A 24128-nucleotide genomic window follows, 5' to 3' on the forward strand; every position below is an offset into this window, starting at 1 on the left:
AACAAGGGGAAGAAATTATGGTGCAAATGGCTACTAAACAAGAAACGATTCCATCGCTTAAAAATAAGATTCTTGCTTTATATGAATACCTTATCAAAAATGGTGATACAGAAAACGCTGAAAAGACAAAGCAATTAGCAAAAAAACTTCAGAACCGAGAGTTTATGATTGCTTTTTGCGGTCACTTCTCAGCGGGAAAATCAACGATGATTAATAAGGTAGTTGGCGAAAATTTGCTGCCTTCAAGCCCGATTCCCACCAGTGCAAACCTTGTAAAGGTAAAAACAGGTGAGGAATATGCGAAAGTTATTTTCAAAAATGAGAAACCGAGGATTTATTTGGCCCCTTATGATTATGAATTAGTAAAAAACTACTGCAAGGATGGCGACCAAATCGAAGAAATTGAAATCAGCCATGCTGACTCGCAGTTACCTGCTAATACCGTGATTATGGATACGCCTGGGATTGACTCGGCTGACGATGCTCATAGGGTGGCAACTGAATCTGCAATCCACCTGGCTGATTTAGTTTTATATGTGATGGATTATAATCACGTCCAAGCTGAGCTTAATTTTTTATTTACCAAGGAGTTAACGGAAGCCGGAAAAGAAGTATATCTCGTAATCAACCAAGTGGATAAGCACAAGGAAGAAGAGCTTACTTTCGGTAAATTTAAAGAAAGTGTTCAGGATTCTTTTGGCGCATGGGGAGTTAAGCCAGCGCGAATCTTTTATACTTCCTTAAAGTTTCAAGACCATAAACTGAATGAATTTAAGGAACTAAAGGCATTTATTGCAGAGAAATTACAGAATAAAGATCAACTTCTTCAACAATCCATTTTTCATTCATTAAAAAAGATAGCTCAAGACCATCTTGATCAACAACGAAAAACAAGGGAAGACGAACTTCAGCCGATTTTTGACGTGTTAAGTGAACTGGCAGAGGAAGAAAAACAGCAATTAATACTAACCTATCAATCCATTACCGAAAATCTTCAGACCCTTGAAAAAGGGGTAAAGGAAACGGAAAAGGAAATGGATGATGAAATCGCTACAATTATGAAAAATGCTTATTTAATGCCTTTTCAAACAAGGGAGCTAGCAGAGGCTTTTCTTGAAGCAGCGCAGCCGGAATTTAAGGTGGGATTCCTTTTCTCGAAACAAAAAACTCTTGAAGAGAAGAATGCTCGTCTTGACCTTCTTTACCAAGACCTGGTAGATAAAACGAAATCACAGCTGGAATGGCATTTGCGTGAATATTTAATTTCTGTCCTAAAGAACAATGGTCTTGATAACCAAGAGCTGTTAAGTAAGGCACAATCGTTTGCCATCGAGGTTCCAATCGACTTGATGGTTCAAACGGTTAAGCCGGGGGCTATGGTTTCAGGTGAATATCTCCTTCATTACACAGAAGATTTGGCAAATGGGATCAAGAAAATAGCCCGAGACGGCATTTTGAATTTTAAAGATGCGCTCATTCCTGCATTAGAAGCGAAAACAGATCAGTTAACAAAAATGTATCAAAAAGAGTTTCAGAATCTAGAGCAATATGTGACTGCCCTTGCTGAACGAACGAAATTTGAACAAGAAACGGCGATTACTGAAGCTTCAGTGGTTAAATTGCTAAATGAACCTGTTGAAAGCAAACAAGACGATTACTTGCTATTTCAACAGGAGGAAGAAGAGGCTGAAGTTGTTCATGGTCAGCCTCGTTCTGAAACAAAGGAAGTTCAGAAGAATGAGCCAATACTACCAGTAACAAAGATAAATACGAATGAGACAAAGAAAAACGAAACGGAAGCAGCAAGAGGTCATTTACAAAGCATGGTTACCCGTTTAAATCAATCCGCAAAGCTGATTAACAGCCTGCCTGGATTTCAAAAGCTGGCAAAGGAATTGGAAGACAAATCAGACCGATTGGAACACAAAGGGTTTACAGTGGCATTATTTGGTGCATTCAGTGCGGGTAAGTCTTCATTTGCTAATGCACTAATGGGAGAAAAGGTACTTCCGGTATCACCAAACCCAACCACTGCTGCGATTAATAAAATTAAGCCAATTACTGACCGTTATCAGCATGGAACGGTGCTTGTTAAATTTAAAGAAAAAAATGCAATGCTCGAGGACGTAAACCGTTCTCTGAAATTATTTGAGCTCCAAGGTTCCAATTTAGAAACAGCGGCAAATGAAATTGAAAAAGTATTGCTTGAAAAGGGTCAGGAAGGCATCACGGAAAAGACTCACTATGCCTTTTTACAAGCATTTAAAAAGGGGTTCAATCTCCACGGTAATCAGCTCGGAAGTGTATTGGAAACCGATTTAAAAGAATTTGCTGACTTCGTTGCTTTGGAAGAGAAGTCGTGCTTTGTGGAATGGATTGAGCTTTACTATGATTGTGAATTAACTCGTAAAGGAATCACGCTCGTAGATACACCTGGAGCCGATTCAATCAATGCCCGCCATACGGGTGTAGCGTTTGATTATATTAAAAACTCCGATGCGATTTTGTTTGTTACGTATTACAATCATGCCTTTTCTAAAGCAGACAGGGAATTTTTAATTCAGCTTGGACGCGTAAAGGAATCGTTCCAGCTCGATAAAATGTTTTTTATTATTAATGCGATTGATTTAGCTGAAAACGAGGAAGAAAAGGATACCGTTGCCGATTATGTTACAGAGCAATTAATAAAATATGGAATCCGGAATCCACATCTTTACCCGTTATCTAGTTTACTAGCACTAAAAGAAAAGCTCGAACCGAACAAAGATATGCAGTCTGGAATGGGAGATTTTGAAGGAGATTTCTATCATTTTATTTCAAATGATTTAACAGAAATGGCGATTACCTCTGCGGGGAATGAATTATATCGTGTTCAGGAGCTAGTTGGAAAACTAATTCAAAGTTCAAAAGAGGATCAAACTGTAAAAGAACAAAGACTCTTCGAATTAAAAAAACAAAAATCGATGATGAAGGCTATCCTGGAAAAACAAACACCAGATGGTTTACAAAAACGAATGAATCAAGAAGCAGAAGAACTCCTTTACTATATTAAACAAAGAGTATTTTTCCGATTCGGTGACTTTTTTAAAGAAGCATTTAATCCTGCAGCCTTAAGGGATGATGGAAGAAATTTAAAGAAGGCATTACAGACTGCTTTGGATGAGCTGTTAGAAAGTCTAGGCTTCGATTTCGCACAGGAGCTTAGAGCGACAACGGTCAGACTGGATGCTTTTGCAGGAAAAGTGTTAACTGACTATCATATAGCCCTAACGCGCAGCATGGTGGAAATAAATAAGGACATATCCTTTTCAACCTTTGAGATGAAGCATGAAGGAGATATTGAATTTCCATTAGCCTTCAATCATCTAAACAAACAGCTCTTTTTGAAAGCCTTGTCTTATTTCAAAAATCCAAAGTCCTTTTTTGAAAAAAATGAAAAGAAGTTAATGAGTGATGAGCTCTATAACGTTTTAAACGGTCCAGCCGATGACTATTTAAAAGTTGAAGGTGAAAACCTAGCTGCTTTTTACTCTCAAAAATTGAGTGACCAATTTGAAAAATTAGTAACGCAAATAGAAGAGCAGGCCGAAGATTTTTACGTAAGCATCCTTACTGCATTGGATGGCGGAGTGCCAATCGATACGTTAGAAGCTGTTTATCAAAAGCTAGAAGAGTCAAAGTATTAAATGACTGGGGGATTCCTATGAATGTTATTGTTGACAAAGAATGGCTTCTGAAAAATTTACATCAGGAAAATGTCCGGATTGTGGATTGCTCTTTTTCATTAGCAAACTTTGAAAAAGGCAGACAGGAATATGATCAAAATCATATTCCTGGAGCCATTCATTTTGATCTCGAAAAAGACCTATCTGGTGAAGTAAGTGAACACGGCGGCAGACATCCATTGCCACCTATCAAAGAGTTCATTAACAAGCTTGAGCATGCTGGAATCGATGAAAGCACGACCGTTATTGCTTATGACCAAGGGGAAGGTGCATTTGCCGCAAGATTTTGGTGGATGTTGATGTACCTTGGGCATGAAAAAGTATCGGTCTTGGACGGAGGATTCAGTGGCTGGAAGGAAGGTAACTATCCAGTGACAACAGAAGTTCTAGTCTTCAAGCAAACTACATTTAAGCCCAACATAAACCACGAAGTATTTGCAAGTATGGAGGATGTTAGAGTAATAGCGGGGGGCCAGGATTCTCAAACGATTCTTATAGATTCAAGGGAAGAAAGACGCTATTTGGGATTAGAGGAACCGATTGATAAAAAAGCGGGGCGTATTCCTGGGGCGATTAACAAACCGTGGTTTGAAGGCTTAAATGCAGGCTACTACAAACCTGCAGAAGGACAAAAACAACGTTTTAATGACATCAATCCTGATAAACAAATTATCGTATATTGTGGATCTGGTGTGACTGCCGCGCCGAATTTTTTAGCATTAAAAGCAGCTGGGTTTGAAAAGGTAAAACTTTACTTGGGAAGTTTTAGCGACTGGATTTCCTATCAAGAAAACAAAATTCAGTAATATTTATGCTATAATAGAACCCGTGTTGTTTTTTAATTGATAGGAGGTCAATACATTGGAAAATCAAAAACCTTCACTTATGCTAGTAGATGGAATGGCGCTATTATTCCGAGCTTTTTATGCTACGGCTGTTTCAGGCCAGTTTATGATAAATTCAAAAGGAATTCCAACGAATGGAATTCACGGCTTCATTAAACATTTATTTACTGCAGTATCTTCCTTTAACCCTTCCCACGTAGCGGTTTGTTGGGATATGGGAAGTAAAACATTTCGAACTGAATTGTACAGTGCATATAAAGGGAATCGTGGTGAAGCCCCAGTAGAATTAATACCACAATTTGATTTAGTAAAAGAAGTAGTCGCTGCTTTTGATATTCCAAACATTGGTTTAGTGGGCTATGAAGCGGATGACTGCATTGGAACCATTGCCTATCAGGCTAAAGAGCATGCAAATGTCTCGATTTTAACCGGTGACCAGGATATTCTTCAGCTACTTGATGATAGCATTTCAGTTATTTTATTGAAAAAGGGATATGGTAATTATCAAGTGCATACTCCTGATACATTCTTTGAAGAAAAAGGGATCAAACCTCGACAAATGATAGACCTAAAGGCTTTAATGGGGGATACTAGTGATAATTATCCTGGAGTAAAGGGTATTGGTGAAAAAACCGCTCTTAAGCTCTTAAAGGAATTTGAACATGTTGAGGGGATTATCTCTAATCTCGACTGTCTTTCAAAGTCTCACAAAACGAAAATTGAGCAGGATTTAGAAATGCTCCATTTATCGCGAATCCTTGCGGAAATTAAGTGTGATGTCCCTGTAACATGTAATTTAGAAGAGGCAGGACTTAAGATTGAAAAGGAAAAAGCATTAAATAAATTAATGGAACTAGAACTTCGTGGCGTGCAGCGTCTGCTGCCGCTTGAAGCATCATTTGTTTCCTAAAATCCGAGGCTGCCCCAACACAGGGCAGCCTGCTTCTATATAATCTCCTATTGAATGACGGGGCATTTCTATTGAAGGATACATAAAAAACGTAGGAAGTGACAAGAATGGAGAAGCTAATAGACGCACATATTCATTTAGATCAATATGACGACATTGAAATTGCCGCGCTAGCTGAGGAGAACGAAGCCATTGAAGCACTGGTTTCAGTTTCGATGAATCTGGATTCCTGTAAGAGGAATCTTGTTTTATCGGAACGATATCCAATCGTAAAACCTGCATTTGGTTTTCATCCAGAGCAGCTTCTACCAACAGAAAAAGAACTTGGTGAACTAATAAACTGGATGAGAGTTAACAAAGACAAAATGATTGCTGTGGGAGAAGTAGGGCTGCCATTTTTTATGAGGGCAGAAAATAAAGTCACAAAAAAAGATTATGGCCGCTATATTGAATTGCTTGAAATATTTGTGAAACTAGCAAAAAATTGGGAAAAGCCAATCTCTCTTCATGCTGTCTATTCTGATGCCCCAGTTGTTTGTGATCTTCTCGAAAAGCATTCCGTTTCTAAGGCTCATTTTCACTGGTTTAAAGGGGATCAGCGGACAACAGAGAGAATGTTGGCAAACGGATACTTTGTTTCAGTTACTCCGGAGATTGCCATGGAAGAACCTGAAAACGTCACTTTAGTTCGAAATTATTCGATTAATCAACTCATGGTTGAAACAGATGGTCCATGGCCCTTTGAAGGTCCATTTTCTGGGAAAAGAACACACCCCCTTATGATCAAGGAGTCGCTTAAAAAAATAGCGGAAATCAAAGGTATGAATTTACAGGTGATAAACACCCAAATTCGAAACAATACCAAAATCTTTTTTAATATTAATTAATGGCTCTCATTTATGATGTAAAGCCTGAGGCTGTCCTTTAAAATAGGGCAGCCTCTTTCCGGACTATTATTTTGTATTTTTTTTCTTAGCAGCATTTTCTAATTTACTTTTTGGTTCTTCAGCAAACTCTGCATCTTGACCATATCCTTGTGGATTGACCCCATGAGTCTTTATACCGCGATTAGCATTATCGTTTTTGCTCATCTTCGTTCACCTCCCATTTTTTTAGTATTTCCACGCGAGAATAATAAAACTCAACTTTCTAAACAATAAGGTAAGAGGTGATGAAATGAACAAAGGTGTTTACTTAGCCCTTTTCAGCATTGGCTTAGCACAGGGCATGAAAATTCCCATTCATTATTATAAAAAGAAAGAATGGCGCCCAGACCTCTTTTTCCAAACAGGTGGGATGCCAAGCTCCCATTCAGCAGGAGTCTCAACACTCACCACTTTTATCGCGTTACAACGTGGTCTGCCAACCTTTGATTTTGCCCTTTCATTGGTTTACGGATTAATTGTTATGTATGACGCGCAGGGAATCCGGCGCCAAACGGGTGAACTCACCTTAAAGGTAAATTCCATGCATGACCTAATTGAAAAGGTCGATAAAGAAGAAAGTGTTGAATTTGAACAAGAAGCTCCTAAAAAGCTAAAAGAAATGTTAGGACATCAGCCTGAAGAAGTAATTGGCGGTGCCATTCTTGGTGCTTTAGTCGGTGTGGTTGGGCATGCATGCACAAAAAAGAGTAGAACATTGTCGAAATATAGGTTAAAATCTGATAGTGAATGGTTTTAGATTGCTTGGATAGGGGATGGAGAAGCCAGTGCGGACAGTTGATGAGTACTTGCATTACTTGGAAGGAAAAGGTTTTCAATTTCAAGATGAGGCAATCGGGTTTATTTATTTCGGAAAACAATATACGAATGCTTCTGATGAATTGATTAATTCCGCAATAGAGATCACTTTAAAAGCCCAGAAAAGCTTTGATGGCAGCTTTTATGTGTCGTTATTAGAAACTCTTGTTTCGAGCAAAATACAAACAAGAAATGCGGCCCTAAAGTTTGTTAAAGAAAGAGAACTAGTCGCAATTTAAACGAGAATCCTCCCAAAAGGGAGGATTTTTGTTTATCCGCTAGTGTTTGTATTTTTTCGAATTGCGGCCCTGGCCAATTCATCGGCCGCTTTATTTTCAATGCTTGGAATCCACTTCATAAAAAATAAATCAAATTGTTTGGCTAACTCTAATGCTTTTTCTAAAAGCGGCGCATACATTTTGTTTTTAACAAATTCTTTCTCGACCGCTTTATTAACTAATTCAGAATCGGTGCGAAAGGATACAACTGATTGAGAGTAGCCTTTCTCTAGGCAAATCTCTAGCGCTGTTATAAAGGCATGATATTCAGCCTCATGGTTTGTCATCAAACCAAGCGGGATCGAATATTTTTCGGCTGTGCCATTTCCCTTAATAAATATTCCAGCACCACTTGGTCCAGGGTTACCGGCACTGGCACCGTCGATGTAAACTTCAATCAATGCAGACCCTCCCAGTTTCATAATAAAAGAAATTTTATCATAATGAAACACAAAACGCAGGATTTATATTTTTCCTATTTCTACTTTGTTGAAGTGGGTATGCTAAGATTATATCTTTAAACATATGGTAAGAAAGTGCAATCAAAGATTCTTTCTATATACATGTGGGTTTCAAGTCGGAAATTTTTGTCAGAAAGGTTGAATATCATGAAATATAGACTTGAGTGGAATTATAAAACAGGCGGAAATGAAAAAATTCAATTTACCTCTGATTGGATATCAACTGAATTGGCAATACAAGCTGGTGAAGAACTTGAAAAGTTAGGGAAAGCAAATGATATATATTTCTATGATGAAGCTGGTACATCATGGATATTAAAAGAACTGAAGAAGCTTACAACTGAAATCGAAGATGATCCTCATGAAATCACCGTTTATTTTGATGGTGGATTTCAAAAGGATACCAATACGGCCGGTCTTGGTGTTGTAATATTTTTTAAACAAGGGAAAAAGAAATATCGAATACGGGCGAACGAAAAGTTCGATGAAATGGAAACAAATAATGAAGCAGAATATGCAGCCTTTTACTATGCTCTAACGATTTTAGAGGAATTAGGTGTTCACCATCTGCCTTGTGAATTCAAAGGTGACTCACAGGTTGTTTTGAAACAGCTGGAAGGCGAATGGCCATGCTACGAGGATGTTCTCAATGCCTGGCTTGACAGGATTGAGGAAAAGATCAAAGCGCTCTCGCTCACGCCAAAGTACACCCCAATTCCAAGAAACGATAATAAGGAAGCAGATAAATTAGCTACACAGGCGTTAGAGGGGAAGGAAATTTTTGCAAGAGCGCAAATTATATAGGAATCGGGGTGCCTGAATTCGTGAGAAATTCTAACAGAAAAGAACTGTTTCATCATGTTGAATCACTGCTAGGTCAATACTGTAACGGTTGTTTTGTACATAAACAGTTTAAACAGGACGGCGGCAGGAGGTTAGCACATCGCTTTTGTATTTCACAATGTACAGTTGGGGAAAAACTGCAGGAATATGGGAAGAAACTAACATGATTTCAGTTTCTTGACTGAAGAGTCGTTCAACTCGGGGTTGGTCAGGCACCTTGGCTGGATAAGAAAAAGGCTGACAAATATGTCAGCCTTTGGTTTGTTTTTTAGATTAAAGTTTAACTACGTTAGCAGCTTGTGGTCCACGGTTTCCTTCAACGATTTCGAAAGAAACTTCTTGGCCTTCTTCTAAAGACTTGAAGCCTTCACCAGTAATCGCGCTAAAGTGTACGAATACATCGTCTCCACCTTCAACTTCGATAAAACCGAAACCTTTTTCATTGTTGAACCATTTTACTTTACCGTTTTGCATCTACTATTTCCTCCTAAGCCTTTGAAGGACACCTATTAAAGTGCCAAAGATAAATATTATCATGTACAACAAAAGGTAGCATAATTGCTATTCAAATAATTATACATGACACTTAAAATATACATGAATATTTTTGGGCAGTCAAGGAATGAAAGTGCTTTTTTATCCATAAATCTTATTCTGGCGAAAATATTCTGAATAAATAAAATCTATTCTAACATATATTTTTTTCAGCCTCATATTCTTATAAAAAAGGTTATTAAAGGGTGGGGAGTAATGTACCGATTTTCGATTGAGGGAGATGAATGGATTTTAAGATTCTCGCCGCAAGTCTTCATTGAAGCCGAAGAAAAACAAGTAGTCTTGATGTCATTGCTTCAGATCGGAAATGATTTATCATCTTATTCACATGGTGACGCCTTTCTCATGTTCACAAAGAAGATAGGTGCAATCGTTTTTGATGTTGAAAGAATACCATCATTTATTTTGACTGTATCTAACATCATTCCAGAAGAAAATTGGTATATGCAGGATTCAACTTTAAAACTAATACAATAAGCAGTAGAAGAGTTCGGAAATTTTTAACAATTGGCATCCTTAAATAAGGGTGCCAATTTTTTAATCTTTACAAAAAGACAAATAAAGTGGGAAAATGAATCCTGGATGCTTTATCAAAAGGGAGCCATCATAAATGAAATTAATTATTGCTGAAAAACCAGACCAAGGTTCCACCTTGGCTTCTATTTTTAAACATAAAAAACAAAATGGCTTTATTGAGATTTTTCCAAATGAGACTTTTCCGAATGGCGCTTATGTCACTTGGGCGATTGGCCACTTATGCCAACTCGTGAATCCTGAACAGTATGAGCCTGGATGGAAGAAATGGTCTTTAGATAATTTGCCGATGATACCGAATCAGTTCCAATATGAGGTTACCAAGGATAAAGTAAAACAATTTTCCGTTATCCAAAAGCTTGTAGAGAGTCCCGCTGTAACTGAAATTATTCATGCGGGCGATGCTGGGCGGGAAGGTGAATTAATCATCCGAAATATTCTCCGGTTAACTGGCTGCAAAAAGCCAATGAAGCGACTATGGATTTCTTCGTTAACGGCTAATTCGATTCGTGATGGATTTTCTAAATTACTAGACGAAGATTATACAAGAAATTTATATTATGAAGCATACACCCGCGCCTGTGCGGATTGGGTGGTCGGGATGAATGCATCACGGCTGTATAGTTTGCTCCTGCAAAAACAAGGATTTTCTGATGTGTTTTCAGTTGGCAGGGTACAAACTCCGACATTAGCGCTTATTGTTAAAAGAGAATTAGAAATCGAGAATTTTAAATCTGAACCCTTTTGGGAAGTAATTGCTCATTTTAACATCGAGGGCAAGAAATACAGTGGTAAGTGGCAGAATGATGGAGAAACTCGTGTAAAAACAAAAGAAATGGCTGAGAAGGTTGCTGCTTTTTGCCGAGAAAAGCCTGCAGAGGTAGCAGAGGTTGACTCGGAAAGAAAAGAGTTTTTACCACCGTTACTGTATAATCTATCAGCTCTTCAGGCAGAAGCGAATAAACGCTATAAATTTTCGCCAAAAAAGACACTTGATGTCCTGCAGAAGCTCTATCAAAAGGGAAATGTTTCCTATCCCCGCTCTGATTCAAGGTATGTCACAAAAGAAGAAGCGAATACATTCCCAGAAATTCTAAATAAAATTAGTCATATCAACGGTTATGAACAGTTTTTTCCACTGCCTGTGGAATCATTAGTCGATAACAAGCGGTATGTAAACGAAAAAAAGGTTACCGATCACTATGCCATCATTCCTACTGAACAAATTCCTAATCTTGACAGAATCGATGCCGATGAAAAGAAATTATACGACATGATTGTCACCAGCTTAATCGCGGCACATTACACAAAAGCCATTGCTGAATATACGACGGTAAAAACTTTAGTAGATGGTCGAGCTGTTTTCCAATCGAAAGGAAAGGTTCAAATCGAAGAAGGCTGGCGAAAGGTTCTGAAACAAAAGGATAAAGAGGATGAACCAGCACTTCCCCGTTTAACAAAAGGGGAACAAGGCCGAACAACGAAAGTGGATGTAAAAGAGAGCCAGACACAGCCGCCTAAACGCTATACGGAAGGCCAGTTAATCACGCTAATGAAAACAGCTGGAAAGCATATCGATGACAAGGAAATGGAGAAAATATTATCTAAAACAGAAGGTCTTGGTACAGAGGCAACAAGAGCCGGAATCATCACGATGCTGAAGGATAGACGATATATCGATGTTACCAAGAATCTAGTTTATGCTACTGCGAAAGCTAGAATATTAATTGAAGCGATTGGGCAGGAAATCCTTGCTTCTCCAGAAATGACAGCAAAATGGGAGCAGAAATTAAAAGAGATTTCAGATGGTGCTTTTTTACCAAAGAACTTTATGGAACAAACGAATAAAATGGTGTACCATCTCGTATCCTCAGGAGTAGGGCATTCAGCAAACTGGGTTTTCTCAGAAGATATGCGTGAAAACTTTACTCCTAGTAAAAAGATGACCAAGTCTAAAGGCGGGACGAAGCTGGGAAATTGCAAAAAATGTGATGGCTCGGTCGTGGATAAAGGCAGCTTTTATGGTTGTTCCAACTATCAAAAAAATCAATGTAATTTTACGATATCAAAAAAGATTCTTGGGAAAAACATTACTCAAAAGAATATTAAACTACTGTTATTGGAAGGGAAAACGGAGTTGATCGAAGGATTTACAAATAAAGAAAAAACATTCAATGCCAGGCTTTATCTCGATGAACAGGAGAAAAAGATAAAGTTTCTGTTCGATAATCACGAAAAGGAACAAAAGCAAAGTGTAACAAAGTGATAAATCAACTTGTCACTAATTTTTTTCTATAGTAAACTTTTAAGAGAGTAATTTTTTTGGAGGTACGGGATGCCAACACCTAGTATGGAAGATTATATAGAACAAATTTATATGTTAATTGAAGAAAAAGGATATGCCCGAGTTTCAGATATTGCCGAGGCCTTAGCTGTTCATCCCTCCTCAGTAACAAAAATGGTTCAAAAGTTAGATAAAGATGAATATTTAGTTTATGAAAAATACAGAGGTTTTAGCTTAACCACAAAAGGTAATAAAATCGGCAAACGGCTTGTATTTAGACATGATTTACTTGAACAGTTCCTAAAAATCATCGGAGTTAAAGATGAAAATATATATAATGACGTTGAAGGGATCGAGCACCACTTAAGCTGGGATTCCATTGAGCGCATCGTAGACCTCGTTCAGTTTTTTCAAGAAGACGAATCGAGAATTGATGCATTAAAAGAAATTCAAAAACAAAACGAAGCTGAATAAATGGAAAGCACCTGGCCTATCACCAGGTGCTTAACTGTATTCTTATTTAGAACAAATCTGGAAAATGGTCAAATGATAGTTCCTGCTCTGGGCTTAGAATTAGTTTGCCGTCGAATCCCTCAGTTGCCTGAACGCCTTTGATAATGCCGTCAGTGGCTTCCGCTAATGCTTTTTGATAAGATATGACTCGACCTCCGGATGTAACAAAACTGATAATCTCTCCAAAATGGTTCCGATGAAGTGCTACTACTGTTTCCACAACGTTTCCCCCCTTTTGCTCGATATTCTTTCTAATATGAGCAAAAAATAAACTTAAAGGGATTATAAATTTAGCAGCGAAAAAATGATTTGGAGGCTTAAATGAATAATTTCAAATGGGTAAATGAAGCAGAAAAACAATGGGATGAGCGGGCTGATACATGGCATTCAAACAGCAAAGAAATGTGGGAGACAGGTAGTCGGAAAAACATTCTTCCTTTTTTTACAAAGCACGTGAAAGCGGAGGCGTCGATTTGTGATCTTGGCTGTGGTGACGGCTATGCCTCCTATAAGTTAGCAACTAAAGGGTATCAAGTTACTGGTGTCGATCTTTCCGAACAAATGCTTGAAAAGGCAAGGGGAAGAGCGAAAGACACTACTGCACAATTCCTTAAAGCCGATATTTCAAGGGTGCCGGTAGAATCGGGCTCCTTCGACGCCTGCATGGCAATCAATTCTCTTGAATGGACAGAGGATCCGTTAGATGTGTTGCATGAAATGAAACGGATCATTAAAAAAGATGGTTTGATTTGTATTGCGATTTTAGGACCGACCGCTATGCCGCGAATGAACAGCTACCGACGACTGTATGGAGAAAAGGTGATTTGTAATACGATGATGCCTTGGGAGCTAGGGAAACTAGCCGAAGAAAATGGTTTAGTCAAAGTGGATGAAATCGGAGTTTACAAGCGGGGAGCAGACACGCTGACTTTAGATAAACTGTCACTAGATTTGAAACAAGCATTGACCTTTATGTGGGTTTTCATGTTTCAAAATAAATAAGCGGAAGTGCCATAGTGCACTTCCGCATTTCTTACTTTCCTGCTTCAACATCTTGAAAAAGGTACTTTCGATTCTTTCAATCCCAATGAAAAGGTGTTTCTTGATAGACATAATAGTTGAGCCAGTTTGAAAAGAACAAGTGTCCATGGGAACGCCAACGATTAATCGGAGGTTGTGTTGGATCATTGTTAGGAAAGTAATTTTCCGGAATATGAATTTCCAGCCCTCTATCAATATCTCGATTGTATTCCTGGGCTAAGGAATCAGATTCGTATTCCAAGTGTCCTGTAATCATCACATGTTTTCTATCCCGAGAGGCAATAAGCAATGCTCCCGCTTCTTCGGATGCGGCTAAGAGCTTGAGTTTCGGATTTTCATGAATTTCACCAATCGATACATCTGTATATCGAGAATGGGGAGCATAAAAATGATCATCAAAACCGCGTAAGAGAAAATCATTATGTTCAAAAATTTGGTGCTCATAGATTCCAGAACATTTACGGGCCAATTCAAATTTATCAATCCCATAATGATAAAAAAGTGCTGCCTGTGCTCCCCAGCAAATATGCAAGGTAGAGGTGACATTGGTTTTGGTCCAGTCCATGATTTTCTTGAGTTCTTCCCAGTATTTTACCTGTTCAAATTCCATCAGTTCAACAGGTGCTCCGGTAATGATCATACCATCATATTTTTGATTTTTGACCTCTGGAAAGGTGGTGTAAAATTGTTCTAGGTGCTGTTTACTGGTGTGCGTAGCTTCATAGGAATCTGTTTTTAAAAATCTTACATTTACTTGCAGCGGGCTGTTTCCCAAAAGCCTTAATAGCTGCGTTTCTGCCTTTTCTTTGTCGGGCATTAAATTTAAGATAAGAATATTTAATGGCCGAATATCCTGTTGAATGGCCCTTTCATCGTCCATGATAAAAATATTTTCATGTTCGAGGATTTCTCTTGCCGGCAGCAGCTTTGGAATGTTAATAGGCATGGTGCACTCCCCCTTTGTTTCTAAACTATATAAGTATATTTTTAAAATTCGCTCATTAACATTATAAACATTATCTTTAATTCAGAAAAGAATAATTTCTTGTGAAAAATATTACACGAAATAAATCCGTGATTTGGTACAATATAAGAGGTTACTAATTCTATGTGAATGCGGGGGATCATTTTTGCAAATGAAAACATCATATAAGTCCGACATTGAAATTGCACAAGAATCAACCATGAAGCCCATTGTCGACATTGCAGAAACAATTGGTTTATCAGAGGATGACCTCGAACTTTTTGGAAAATACAAAGCAAAAATTTCGTATGAGGCGCTTACTAAGATTGAAACAAATGAAACTGGAAAAATAATTCTCGTCACCTCTATCAATCCTACGCCTGCAGGCGAAGGGAAATCAACAGTAACGGTTGGTCTTGGTGATGCTTTTCAACGCATCGGAAAAAAAGCGATTATTGCTATGCGCGAGCCTTCATTAGGTCCAACAATGGGAATAAAAGGTGGGGCAACCGGTGGCGGCTATTCACAGGTTTTGCCGATGGAAGACATTAATTTGCATTTTACTGGTGACTTGCATGCGATTACTACAGCTAATAATGCTCTTGCAGCTTTATTGGATAATCATCTGCAACAAGGAAATGAGCTTAACATCGACCAACGCCGAATTGTTTGGAAACGTGCAGTGGATTTAAATGATCGAGCTTTAAGGAAAGTCATAATCGGGCTGGGCGGTCCACTTCAAGGAGTCCCACGTGAAGATGGCTTTGATATTACAGTAGCTTCAGAAATTATGGCAGTCTTATGCTTGGCTGCAGATTTAAAGGATTTGAAAGTTCGTCTAGCAAGAATGGTCGTTGCCTATAATGTCAAAAAGGAACCAATAACGGTTGGTGACCTTGGTGTTGAAGGTGCGTTGACCTTATTGCTAAAAGACGCAGTCAAACCAAACATTGTTCAAACCATTGAACATACACCAGCACTCGTACATGGAGGTCCCTTTGCTAATATAGCCCATGGCTGTAATAGTGTAATTGCCACTCGTGCCGCTGCAAAACTTGCGGATTATGTGATTACAGAGGGCGGTTTTGGTGCAGATTTAGGAGCGGAAAAGTTTTTACATATTAAAGCAAGAAGTGCTGGTATTAAACCGGAAGCAGTAGTAATCGTTGCCACCATCCGAGCGTTAAAAATGCATGGCGGGGTTGCAAAATCTGATTTGGCTAAAGAAAACATTGCTTCGTTAACGTTGGGCTTTGCTAATCTGCAAAAACATATAGAGACCATTAGAAGCTTTGGTTTACCAGTGGTCGTGGCGATAAATAAATTTATTACTGATACAGACTTAGAAGTACAAACTTTACTTGAATGGTGTAAACGGGAGTCTGTCCCTGTTGCCTTAACGGAAGTTTGGGAAAAAGGCGGTGCCGGCGGGGTTGCCCTTGCTAAAACGCTTTTAGAAGTAATTGAAAAAGAAGAAAACAAATTCCATCCGCTTTACGATTTATCAGATTCGCTTGAACAAAAGGTGAGAACCATCGTTCAAAAAGTTTATGGCGGAAAAGATGTAGAATTCTCGTCCAAAGCAAAAAAACAGCTTGAAGAGTTTGAAAAATTTGGATGGTCTAATTTAGCGATTTGTATGGCTAAATCACAATACTCCTTGTCAGACGATCCAACTAAACTTGGCAGGCCAACTGGCTTTATAGTGAATGTCAGGGAGTTTAAACCATCTATTGGTGCTGGTTTCATTGTTGCCTTAACTGGTGAGGTCATGACCATGCCAGGTCTCCCGAAAAAGCCAGCAGCCTTAAATATGGATGTAAATGAGAATGGTAAGGCACTTGGGTTGTTCTAAAAATTGAGGTGAAAAAAATGTTTGATCCAACTGCTTTCGATAATATGAAAGTAGTCATCGAGGGCGCACTTTATGATTTAGATCTTGCCGGTAAAATCGAAATCATTGACCGAAATGACATCGTGAACATGGCAAAAATGTCGCGAAGTTTTGACTTGTACTTTAGGTTGCCTGAAGCACTGGAATCAGCAAAGATCGAAATTAATTCTGATTTTATTAATCTAGCCACCGAGCTTTTACCCAATTCCCTTTCAGAGAAACAGTCGGGCTGCTATATGAACCTGCAATTTTTTCATGAAGGTATAACAGAGGCTAAACCCTTGAAGAAAATCCAAAGGATACTCTTCGATATTTGGGGAGGCACAAGGAAGATCGGTCAATCCTTTACCATTAATCCCTCTGAATCGATGATTTATAATGTTATTAGCATTGAATTAGACAGATTGGTGGGGGAAGACCAAATGGAAGATATGGTTGAATTAATCGATACAATGGTTACCACACTTGAACATCTGCAATCTTACCTTATTGAGATACAAACAACGTAATTTATTAGAAAAACCAGCTTTTGTATTTAGCTGGTTTTTGTATGTTTACAAGAAAACAATTTCAAGGTACGATTATTTTAACTAGATATTAGGACCTCATACCAATTTAAAGGGGAGATTACATTGGTTAAAACGGCATGGGTAACAGACAGTACCGCTTTTTTAGATGAAGAATTAAAAAATCATCCTGATTTGTATACAATTCCATTAACCATTTTATTAGACGGTGAAGAATTTGCTGACGGGATTGATTTAACAGCAGCACAGCTGTTTGCAAGATTAAAAGAGCTTAAATCACCTCCGAAAACATCACAGCCAGCTGTGGGTGTTTTTCAAGAGTTATACGAAAAACTTTCCAAGGATTATGATCAAGTGGTAGCGGTTCTTTTATCAGGAAAACTTAGTGGTACCGTTTCATCGAGCGAACAGGCAGCAAAGCTTGTGGACATTCCTGTTACAACCTTTGATTCCCAGATTCTAACTGCTCCCATGACTGCTTTATTAAAAAAAGGCATGGAGTTAGTGGAGGCTGGAAATAGCATTGAATCTGTCATCGAACAATTAGATTCGTTAAAGGCTACAAATGAGACGTATGTACTAATTGGAAGCTTAGAGCAGCTACATCGGAGCGGCAGGATGTCTGGGTTGCAATTTTTCCTAGGAAGTATGCTTAACGTGAAGCCGATTATTTCGATTGAAAATGGTGCCCTCAATACAAAAGAAAAAGTTAGAAGTGATAAAAAAGCAAAAGAAAAAATTCTTGATTATTTTAAATCTTCCTATAAACAGCATAAATTTAAGGAAGTTTATATTTTATATGGTTTACACCTCGAACATGCCAATGAATGGAAGGTGGAATTGGAGCAATCATATCCTGAACTAAAAGTGATTTGCTGTCCACTAGGTGCGGTCATTGGTGTCCACGCTGGAGAAAACACACTTGGAATCAGCTGGCATAATGGATTAAAATAATCTTGTCAATAACTCCGGATTTTTTCGGGGTTATTTTTTGTTCGTTATTCATGCTAAAATAGCTAAGGTGAAGGAAGGTGTTTCTAAAATGAATGAAATCATTGAACAGACTGAAATGTATGTCCGCAATGAGTTAGGTGAAGATGCAACGGGGCATGATTGGTTTCATGTCGACCGCGTCAGACGGACAGCTTTACATATAGCTAAACAAGAACAAGTGGGGGATCCCTTTATTATTGAAATGGCTGCGCTACTGCATGATATTCCTGACGAAAAGCTGAATGAGAGTGCTGAAGCAGGGAAAAACAAGCTGGATTTATTTTTTCAAACGATATCATTGCCTGAAGAGGTACAAAACTCAATTAATCAAATTATCGAATCGATTTCATATAAAGGCGGAAGAAAAACAGAGTTGGAAACGATTGAAGCGAAAATCGTTCAGGACGCCGACAGATTAGATGCAATTGGGGCAATTGGGATCGCTAGAACATTTGCTTATGGCGGGAAAAAAGGACAACCCATCTACGACCCTAACCTTAATGTGCGAGAAGAAATGAGTTTAGAAGAATACCGTAAGGGTAAATCAACGAGCATTCATCATTTTTATGAAAAATTATTAAAGCTAAAGGATTTATTGAATACTAAAACTGCAAAAGAATTGGCAGAAAGCCGTAATCAAATGATGGTGTTATTTTTGGATCAATTTTATCTAGAATGGGATGGTCAAGACCAATGAAAATGCTCACAGTAGAAAATGTTACAAAAACATATGGGGAGAAACAACTGTTTAACAATATTTCTATTACAATCGGTGAAAAAGAGCGTGTCGGCTTAATTGGAATCAATGGGACCGGAAAATCTTCATTGTTAAAAATTATTGCAGGCATAGACCAGCCGGATGATGGGAAAATCATCACTGGTAAGGATTATTCGATTGCATTTCTTGACCAGCAGCCAGATTTAGATTCAGCTAAAACTGTTCTGGAACAGGTCTTTCACGGTGAAGCACCGATTCTAAAGCTAATGCGTGAATATGAAAAAACGTTATTGCTTCTAAATACCGCTCCTAATGATACAAAGGTTCAAGAGAATCTATTCCATTTACAAAAGCAAATGGATGCTTTAAATGCTTGGGATGCAAGTACAAACGCCAAATCGATTTTAATGAAACTCGGAATCGAGGATTTCACAAAGAAAATTGGTGAGTTATCTGGAGGGCAGAAGAAACGTGTAGCTTTAGCGCAAGTTCTCATTGCTGAGCCTGATTTACTCATCCTTGATGAACCTACGAACCACTTAGACTTCGACTCTGTGAAGTGGCTGGAGGATTACTTAAGCAGATATAGTGGTTCTATCCTACTTGTTACACATGATCGTTACTTTTTAGACCGGGTTGCAAACCGAATGTTCGAACTAGATGGTGGTAATCTCTACAGCTACAAAGGAAATTACGCTGCATTTTTAGAGGCAAAAGCCATTCGTGAGGAAAATGAGGCCGCAACCTTTGAAAAAAGACAGAATTTGTTTAGACGAGAGCTTGAGTGGATGAGACGCGGCGCCAAAGCACGAACAACGAAGCAAAAAGCACGGATTCAGCGTTTTGATGAGCTTGATGACAAGCTCTCTGGTGGAAAGCCAACAGGTGAAAAGGTAGATATCTCGTTAAATGGAAGCAGGCTTGGAAAACAGGTCTTTGAACTTAAGGACGCTTCCAAATTTTATGGAGAAAAAATAATTCTTAGTCACTTTAATTTGCTTGTAAAACCAGGTGACCGGCTGGGGATTATAGGCAGGAATGGAACAGGAAAATCGACACTTTTGAATGTCCTGGCAAAAAAGCTTCCTCTTGATGAAGGTGAATTCATCATGGGGCAAACGGTGAAAATTGCTTATTATACACAGGAAAATGAAGACATGGATGAAAACAAGCGGATGATTGAATACATTAAAGAAACCGCTGAAGTGGTGGAGACATCCGATGGTAAAACACTATCTGCAGCACTCATGCTCGAACGCTTTTTGTTTCCGCCATTTTCGCATGGAACCCCAATCCGTAAATTATCCGGTGGAGAAAAGCGTCGTTTATACTTATTGAAGCTATTAATGACCGCTCCTAATGTCCTTTTACTGGACGAGCCGACAAATGATCTCGATACTCAGACATTGACGGTTCTTGAAGACTATCTCGAAGAATTTCCTGGCGTGGTAATCACAGTATCCCATGACCGATATTTCCTTGATAAAGTGGTAGACCAGCTGCTAGTCTTGCGTGGTGAAGGGCAAATTGATTCTTTTTATGGAAATTACAGCGAATATCTAGAAAAAGAATCTGCAGTAGATGCGAAAAAGCCGGAAAAAAGTACGGCTGCACCTATAAAAGCTCCAGAAAAGGAAAAAAAGAAAAGAATGACCTTTAAGGAGAAAAAAGAGTGGGAAGAAATTGACGAATTGATTGAGAAAACCGAAACTCGTCTGGAAGAAATCGCCGAAGAAATGGGCAGCACAGGTAGCGACTTCACAAAAGCCCAGGATTTAATGAAACTAGAAGCAGAATTAAACGAAAAGCTCGAATATTTGATGGGAAGATGGGAATATCTAGCTGAATTAGCCGAAAGTGAGTAAAAAAGTGCGTCATTGACGTACTTTTTTTGCATTTTATTGTTGCCCAAAAATATATCTGCGATAAATTCAGATATATCTGCGCTAAATGAATTATATCCGCGTTAATTCAACTATATCCGCGATAAACGAAATATATCTGCGTTAACGATTCCATAAGCCCAATTTATAGAATGAACTATCACCAATATGTTAAACTTGTGAAGAGAAACTAAGGAATTAGGTGATCATCTTGAAAATTAAGGCAATCGAACCAACCCCAAGTCCAAATACAATGAAAATAATATTGGACCAAGAACTACCAATGGGGAAAAGTCATAATTATAAAAAAGAAACGTCAGCTGATGCACCTACAGTTATCCAAGGAATCCTTCAAATAGAGGGGATCAAAGGTGTTTACCACGTTGCCGATTTCCTTGCTGTTGAACGAAATGCGAAATACGATTGGAAGGATTTATTACCTCAAGTCCGCCAGGCATTTGGTGAAACAACAGAACAATCGGATCGGGCCCAAATTAAAGTAGATGAACATTTTGGCGAAATTAAGGTTGAGGTCCAAATGTTTAAGGATATCCCGCTTCAGGTAAAACTGACAGATGGTACCACTGAACGAAGGTTTGGAATGCCAGAATACTTTCTAAAGGTAAGAGAACGTGCCCAGCTTCCAGACGAAAATTATATTCTACTACGTAGATGGGACCAACAAGGTGTGAGATACGGTGAATTTGATCAAATTGGGCAGGAAGTAGTGGAAGAATTAATTGCTGCATATCCAAATGAGCGGCTAGAAGAACTCGTTTCCAAAGCACAAACAAAAGAATCTGCTACAAAACAAAAACCTACAAGGGAACTCAAAAAGGTTACTCTTGAATCTTTAGCCAATCCTGATTGGCAGATTCGCTATCAACTGCTCGAACAAATGGATAATCCTGAGCTAGAGGATCTACCTGTATTAGAAAATGCGTTAGCAGATGAGAAGCCCTCAATTCGTAGATTAGCCACAGTCTACTTAGGGATGATTAAAGATCCTGCTGTATTAACATATTTATATAAGGCTTTAAAGGATAAAACTGTTACCGTTCGCAGGACGGCTGGAGATTGCTTATCCGACCTTGGTTTCCCTGAAGCAAGTGAAGAGATGACCAAAGCACTTCAAGATCCTAGTAAATTAGTTCGTTGGCGGGCAGCCATGTTTTTGTATGAGGTCGGAGATGAAACATCATTGCCAGCTTTAAAAGCAGCACAAAATGACCCTGAATTTGAGGTAAGCATGCAAATAAAAATGGCAATTGAAAGAATTGAAGGCGGAGAGGCTGCAAAAGGTTCAGTCTGGAAGCAAATGACTGAAGTGCGAAAGGCAGAAAGTTAATTAGAATTGCATAGAATTAATTAGATATAGTACACTGCAAATATAGAAAGTGAGGTTTTATAAATGTCAATGGCATATGAAGAATACATGAAACAAATGGTTTTACCAATGCGTGAGGAGTTAACGAGGACTGGATTCCAAGAACTCACAACAGCCGAAGAAGTTGAAAATTACATGGAGAATGCAAGTGGGACAACGCTAGTAGTTGTAAACTCTGTTTGTGGATGTGCTGCAGGACTCGCACGTCCAGCTGCAACACAAGCGGTTCTATCAAGCGAGAAAAAGCCAGATCACCTCGTAACGGTCTTTGCTGGACAGGATAAAGAAGCAACAGCCAAAATGCGTGAGTATTTCGAGGGTATCGAGCCATCATCACCATCAATGGCATTGATAAATGGCAATAAAGTGGTTCATTTCATTCCTCGTCATGATATTGAAGGAATGCCAATGGAAAACATCATGGATAACTTAAAGGCTGCATTCAACGCTAATTGCTAATTTCTAAAAAGGATGTCTAACGACATCCTTTTTTAATAGCTAAAATTCTTTTGGGTCTTAGTAAATAAAATTTCTACCATTCTGTGAGAAATGGTTTTTCCATTTTACCTAGAAAAGAAGTATAATAATTGGTAAGAGTCAAAAAATATCGGAAAAATTAGCTGAATTCTTCCAGGAACAAAGGGGAATAAAGATGAATAAGTGGATTCGTAAATCGGCTGTCGTACTGATTTCAGTTTTAACCTTTGGATTAATTACACCAACACAATTAATAAATAGCGTAAATGGAGAGAAACCTAGTGAGAGAGACACTGTTGAGGAAACGCTATTAGGCAGTTATGGTCGAGAGACTAGCTACTTTCAGGAAGCAGAAGTAGACAAAGAAAAATTCATTGGAGAGCTTTTGAAACAGGCAGAGCTGCAGTCCTATCAAAAATTTGGCACAAGGATTAAACCAGTGATTGAAAATGAGTTTCGAGAAATTATCATGCCAAATATTGAAAAAGCCTTACATGATACAGCTTTACAGTTTCCAACAGAGGATTTATTAAACTTGACCATCACTGAGTCTCCGGGCAAAGGTCAATCAGAGAAGATATTTAATATCAAAAACAGTGATACCAAAAAGGATGTTCTTCGTTTTCATGTTAGAAGAGATAATCCGCCACAAGCAGGATACTGGTTTAACTTTCATTACCATACATACCATGACGGTTTTCAAAGTCACCATGAACTAGGTTCCATCTATTGGGATAAAAATACACCACCGAAATGGATGAGTTAATGATTTGCTATAGTAGCAAAAAAAGTTTTATTATATTTTTGAAACCTTTCTTAGAGAAACTCGTATAAAAACTATTACCTAAAATGGAGGAATGAAAAAATGGCAATTAGTTTATCAAAAGGTCAAAAAGTAGATTTAACAAAATCAAATCCTGGGTTAACAAATGTTGTTGTAGGATTAGGCTGGGATACAAATAAATATGATGGCGGTAATGATTTCGACTTAGATTCATCCGTATTCCTATTAGGAGAAAACGGAAAAGTTACAAATGAAACAGATTTTGTTTTCTACAATAATCCAAAAGGTGCAAATGGCGCGGTTGTACATAATGGGGATAATCGTACTGGCGAAGGTGATGGAGATGACGAGACAGTAAGCATCAACTTAACAACGATTCCTGCTACTATTCAACGTGTTACTTTTACCATTACAATTCACGATGCAGCGGCTAGAAATCAAAACTTTGGTCAAGTATCCAACGCATATGCTCGTATTTTCAATGAAGCAAATGGTGAGGAACTAATCCGTTACGATTTAGGAGAAGATTTCTCTATTGAAACAGCTGTTGTTGTAGGTGAATTATATCGTCATAACGGCGAATGGAAGTTTAGTGCAATTGGCAGCGGCTACCAAGGCGGCTTAGCAGCATTGGCAACAGACTTCGGTTTGTCAGTAGGATAAAACATACGGTGGGAAAACCTCCCATCAATCTTAGATTAACAACACAGAAACGAGAGACCCAGCCTCGGCTGGGTCTCTTTTGCTAAAAAACACTACTGCACTTATGA

The 24128-nt window shown here is 38.5% G+C and carries 26 protein-coding genes; 21 read left to right on the top strand and 5 right to left on the bottom strand.

Annotation, left to right across the window (positions count from 1 at the left end):
• Positions 1-26: 26 nt before the first annotated feature.
• The 4 genes from J2Y03_RS01680 (at position 27) to J2Y03_RS01695 (ending at position 6367) form a co-directional block, all read left to right on the top strand.
• Complete coding sequence (locus J2Y03_RS01680) at positions 27-3686, top strand: dynamin family protein (RefSeq protein ID WP_310190096.1); 3660 nt, start codon at positions 27-29, stop codon at positions 3684-3686.
• A 17-nt stretch (positions 3687-3703) separates the two neighbouring features.
• A complete protein-coding gene (locus J2Y03_RS01685) occupies positions 3704-4531 on the top strand; it encodes a sulfurtransferase (protein WP_310190098.1) in 828 nt (275 codons plus the stop codon).
• Between the two features lie 55 nt (positions 4532-4586).
• Positions 4587-5480: a 5'-3' exonuclease gene (locus tag J2Y03_RS01690; protein WP_310190100.1), complete on the top strand. Its 894-nt coding sequence runs from the start codon at positions 4587-4589 to the stop codon at positions 5478-5480.
• A gap of 107 nt (positions 5481-5587) precedes the next feature.
• A complete protein-coding gene (locus J2Y03_RS01695) occupies positions 5588-6367 on the top strand; it encodes a TatD family hydrolase (protein ID WP_310190102.1) in 780 nt (259 codons plus the stop codon).
• 66 nt (positions 6368-6433) lie between these two features.
• On the opposite strand, the gene sspL is transcribed toward J2Y03_RS01695, so the two are convergent.
• Complete coding sequence (gene sspL, locus J2Y03_RS01700; protein WP_310190103.1) at positions 6434-6571, bottom strand: small, acid-soluble spore protein L; 138 nt, start codon at positions 6569-6571, stop codon at positions 6434-6436.
• An 85-nt stretch (positions 6572-6656) separates the two neighbouring features.
• On the opposite strand from sspL, the gene J2Y03_RS01705 reads away from it, so the two are divergent.
• Together J2Y03_RS01705 and J2Y03_RS01710 are read left to right on the top strand one after the other, a co-directional pair.
• Positions 6657-7163, top strand: coding sequence for a divergent PAP2 family protein (locus J2Y03_RS01705; RefSeq protein ID WP_310190105.1), 507 nt, complete (start codon positions 6657-6659; stop codon positions 7161-7163).
• Between the two features lie 16 nt (positions 7164-7179).
• Complete coding sequence (locus J2Y03_RS01710; RefSeq protein ID WP_207909411.1) at positions 7180-7461, top strand: DUF6123 family protein; 282 nt, start codon at positions 7180-7182, stop codon at positions 7459-7461.
• Positions 7462-7493: 32 nt separating this feature from the next.
• Here the strand turns inward: J2Y03_RS01710 and J2Y03_RS01715 are convergent, their stop codons facing one another.
• The gene (locus tag J2Y03_RS01715; protein ID WP_310190107.1) at positions 7494-7901 is read right to left on the bottom strand and encodes a reverse transcriptase-like protein; all 408 of its coding nucleotides are present in this window, start codon (positions 7899-7901) and stop codon (positions 7494-7496) included.
• A gap of 207 nt (positions 7902-8108) precedes the next feature.
• Here J2Y03_RS01715 and J2Y03_RS01720 point away from each other — a divergent pair, with 207 nt between their 5' ends.
• Together J2Y03_RS01720 and J2Y03_RS01725 are read left to right on the top strand one after the other, a co-directional pair.
• A complete protein-coding gene (locus J2Y03_RS01720; protein ID WP_310190108.1) occupies positions 8109-8765 on the top strand; it encodes a ribonuclease H family protein in 657 nt (218 codons plus the stop codon).
• Between the two features lie 20 nt (positions 8766-8785).
• Positions 8786-8971, top strand: a complete 186-nt coding sequence (locus J2Y03_RS01725; protein WP_132089332.1) for a zinc-finger domain-containing protein — start codon at positions 8786-8788, stop codon at positions 8969-8971.
• 106 nt (positions 8972-9077) lie between these two features.
• Here the strand turns inward: J2Y03_RS01725 and cspD are convergent, their stop codons facing one another.
• Positions 9078-9278, bottom strand: coding sequence for a cold-shock protein CspD (cspD, locus tag J2Y03_RS01730; protein WP_026563856.1), 201 nt, complete (start codon positions 9276-9278; stop codon positions 9078-9080).
• 276 nt (positions 9279-9554) lie between these two features.
• Here cspD and J2Y03_RS01735 point away from each other — a divergent pair, with 276 nt between their 5' ends.
• The 3 genes from J2Y03_RS01735 (at position 9555) to mntR (ending at position 12651) form a co-directional block, all read left to right on the top strand.
• Entirely contained in the window at positions 9555-9836 is a 282-nt protein-coding gene (locus J2Y03_RS01735; RefSeq protein ID WP_095251973.1) for a hypothetical protein, read from the top strand.
• A 133-nt stretch (positions 9837-9969) separates the two neighbouring features.
• Positions 9970-12159 carry a DNA topoisomerase III gene (locus tag J2Y03_RS01740; RefSeq protein ID WP_310190111.1) on the top strand — a complete coding sequence of 730 codons (2190 nt, stop codon included), beginning with the start codon at positions 9970-9972 and terminating at the stop codon, positions 12157-12159.
• Between the two features lie 69 nt (positions 12160-12228).
• Positions 12229-12651 carry a transcriptional regulator MntR gene (mntR, locus tag J2Y03_RS01745; protein ID WP_132089326.1) on the top strand — a complete coding sequence of 141 codons (423 nt, stop codon included), beginning with the start codon at positions 12229-12231 and terminating at the stop codon, positions 12649-12651.
• A gap of 46 nt (positions 12652-12697) precedes the next feature.
• Here the strand turns inward: mntR and J2Y03_RS01750 are convergent, their stop codons facing one another.
• Positions 12698-12910 (bottom strand): DUF3892 domain-containing protein, encoded by a 213-nt coding sequence (locus J2Y03_RS01750; RefSeq protein ID WP_132089323.1) that lies wholly within the window; start codon positions 12908-12910, stop codon positions 12698-12700.
• A gap of 101 nt (positions 12911-13011) precedes the next feature.
• On the opposite strand from J2Y03_RS01750, the gene J2Y03_RS01755 reads away from it, so the two are divergent.
• Positions 13012-13692 carry a class I SAM-dependent methyltransferase gene (locus tag J2Y03_RS01755; RefSeq protein ID WP_310190114.1) on the top strand — a complete coding sequence of 227 codons (681 nt, stop codon included), beginning with the start codon at positions 13012-13014 and terminating at the stop codon, positions 13690-13692.
• A 76-nt stretch (positions 13693-13768) separates the two neighbouring features.
• Here J2Y03_RS01755 and metA read toward each other — a convergent pair whose 3' ends face one another.
• Positions 13769-14677: a homoserine O-acetyltransferase MetA gene (gene metA, locus J2Y03_RS01760; RefSeq protein ID WP_310190116.1), complete on the bottom strand. Its 909-nt coding sequence runs from the start codon at positions 14675-14677 to the stop codon at positions 13769-13771.
• Positions 14678-14867: 190 nt separating this feature from the next.
• Here metA and J2Y03_RS01765 point away from each other — a divergent pair, with 190 nt between their 5' ends.
• The 9 genes from J2Y03_RS01765 to J2Y03_RS01805 all read left to right on the top strand — a co-directional run bounded on the left by J2Y03_RS01765 (position 14868) and on the right by J2Y03_RS01805 (position 24021).
• Positions 14868-16550 carry a formate--tetrahydrofolate ligase gene (locus tag J2Y03_RS01765; protein WP_310191298.1) on the top strand — a complete coding sequence of 561 codons (1683 nt, stop codon included), beginning with the start codon at positions 14868-14870 and terminating at the stop codon, positions 16548-16550.
• 17 nt (positions 16551-16567) lie between these two features.
• Positions 16568-17098: a hypothetical protein gene (locus J2Y03_RS01770; RefSeq protein WP_310190118.1), complete on the top strand. Its 531-nt coding sequence runs from the start codon at positions 16568-16570 to the stop codon at positions 17096-17098.
• 123 nt (positions 17099-17221) lie between these two features.
• Positions 17222-18070 (top strand): DegV family protein, encoded by an 849-nt coding sequence (locus J2Y03_RS01775; protein WP_310190119.1) that lies wholly within the window; start codon positions 17222-17224, stop codon positions 18068-18070.
• An 88-nt stretch (positions 18071-18158) separates the two neighbouring features.
• Positions 18159-18806 carry an HD domain-containing protein gene (locus J2Y03_RS01780; RefSeq protein ID WP_310191301.1) on the top strand — a complete coding sequence of 216 codons (648 nt, stop codon included), beginning with the start codon at positions 18159-18161 and terminating at the stop codon, positions 18804-18806.
• On the top strand, positions 18803-20692 hold the full coding sequence (locus J2Y03_RS01785; RefSeq protein ID WP_310191304.1) for an ABC-F family ATP-binding cassette domain-containing protein: 1890 nt from the start codon (positions 18803-18805) through the stop codon (positions 20690-20692). Before J2Y03_RS01780 ends, J2Y03_RS01785 begins: the two co-directional genes overlap by 4 nt.
• A 229-nt stretch (positions 20693-20921) precedes the next feature.
• Positions 20922-22058, top strand: coding sequence for a conserved virulence factor C family protein (locus J2Y03_RS01790; RefSeq protein ID WP_310190120.1), 1137 nt, complete (start codon positions 20922-20924; stop codon positions 22056-22058).
• A 63-nt stretch (positions 22059-22121) separates the two neighbouring features.
• Positions 22122-22556: a BrxA/BrxB family bacilliredoxin gene (locus J2Y03_RS01795; RefSeq protein WP_310190122.1), complete on the top strand. Its 435-nt coding sequence runs from the start codon at positions 22122-22124 to the stop codon at positions 22554-22556.
• A 193-nt stretch (positions 22557-22749) separates the two neighbouring features.
• Positions 22750-23340: a YpjP family protein gene (locus tag J2Y03_RS01800; RefSeq protein WP_310190124.1), complete on the top strand. Its 591-nt coding sequence runs from the start codon at positions 22750-22752 to the stop codon at positions 23338-23340.
• 99 nt (positions 23341-23439) lie between these two features.
• Positions 23440-24021, top strand: coding sequence for a TerD family protein (locus tag J2Y03_RS01805; RefSeq protein ID WP_310190126.1), 582 nt, complete (start codon positions 23440-23442; stop codon positions 24019-24021).
• Positions 24022-24128: the final 107 nt, after the last annotated feature.

Source organism: Neobacillus niacini (assembly GCF_031457145.1).
Lineage (GTDB): Bacteria > Bacillota > Bacilli > Bacillales > Cytobacillaceae > Neobacillus > Neobacillus niacini_J.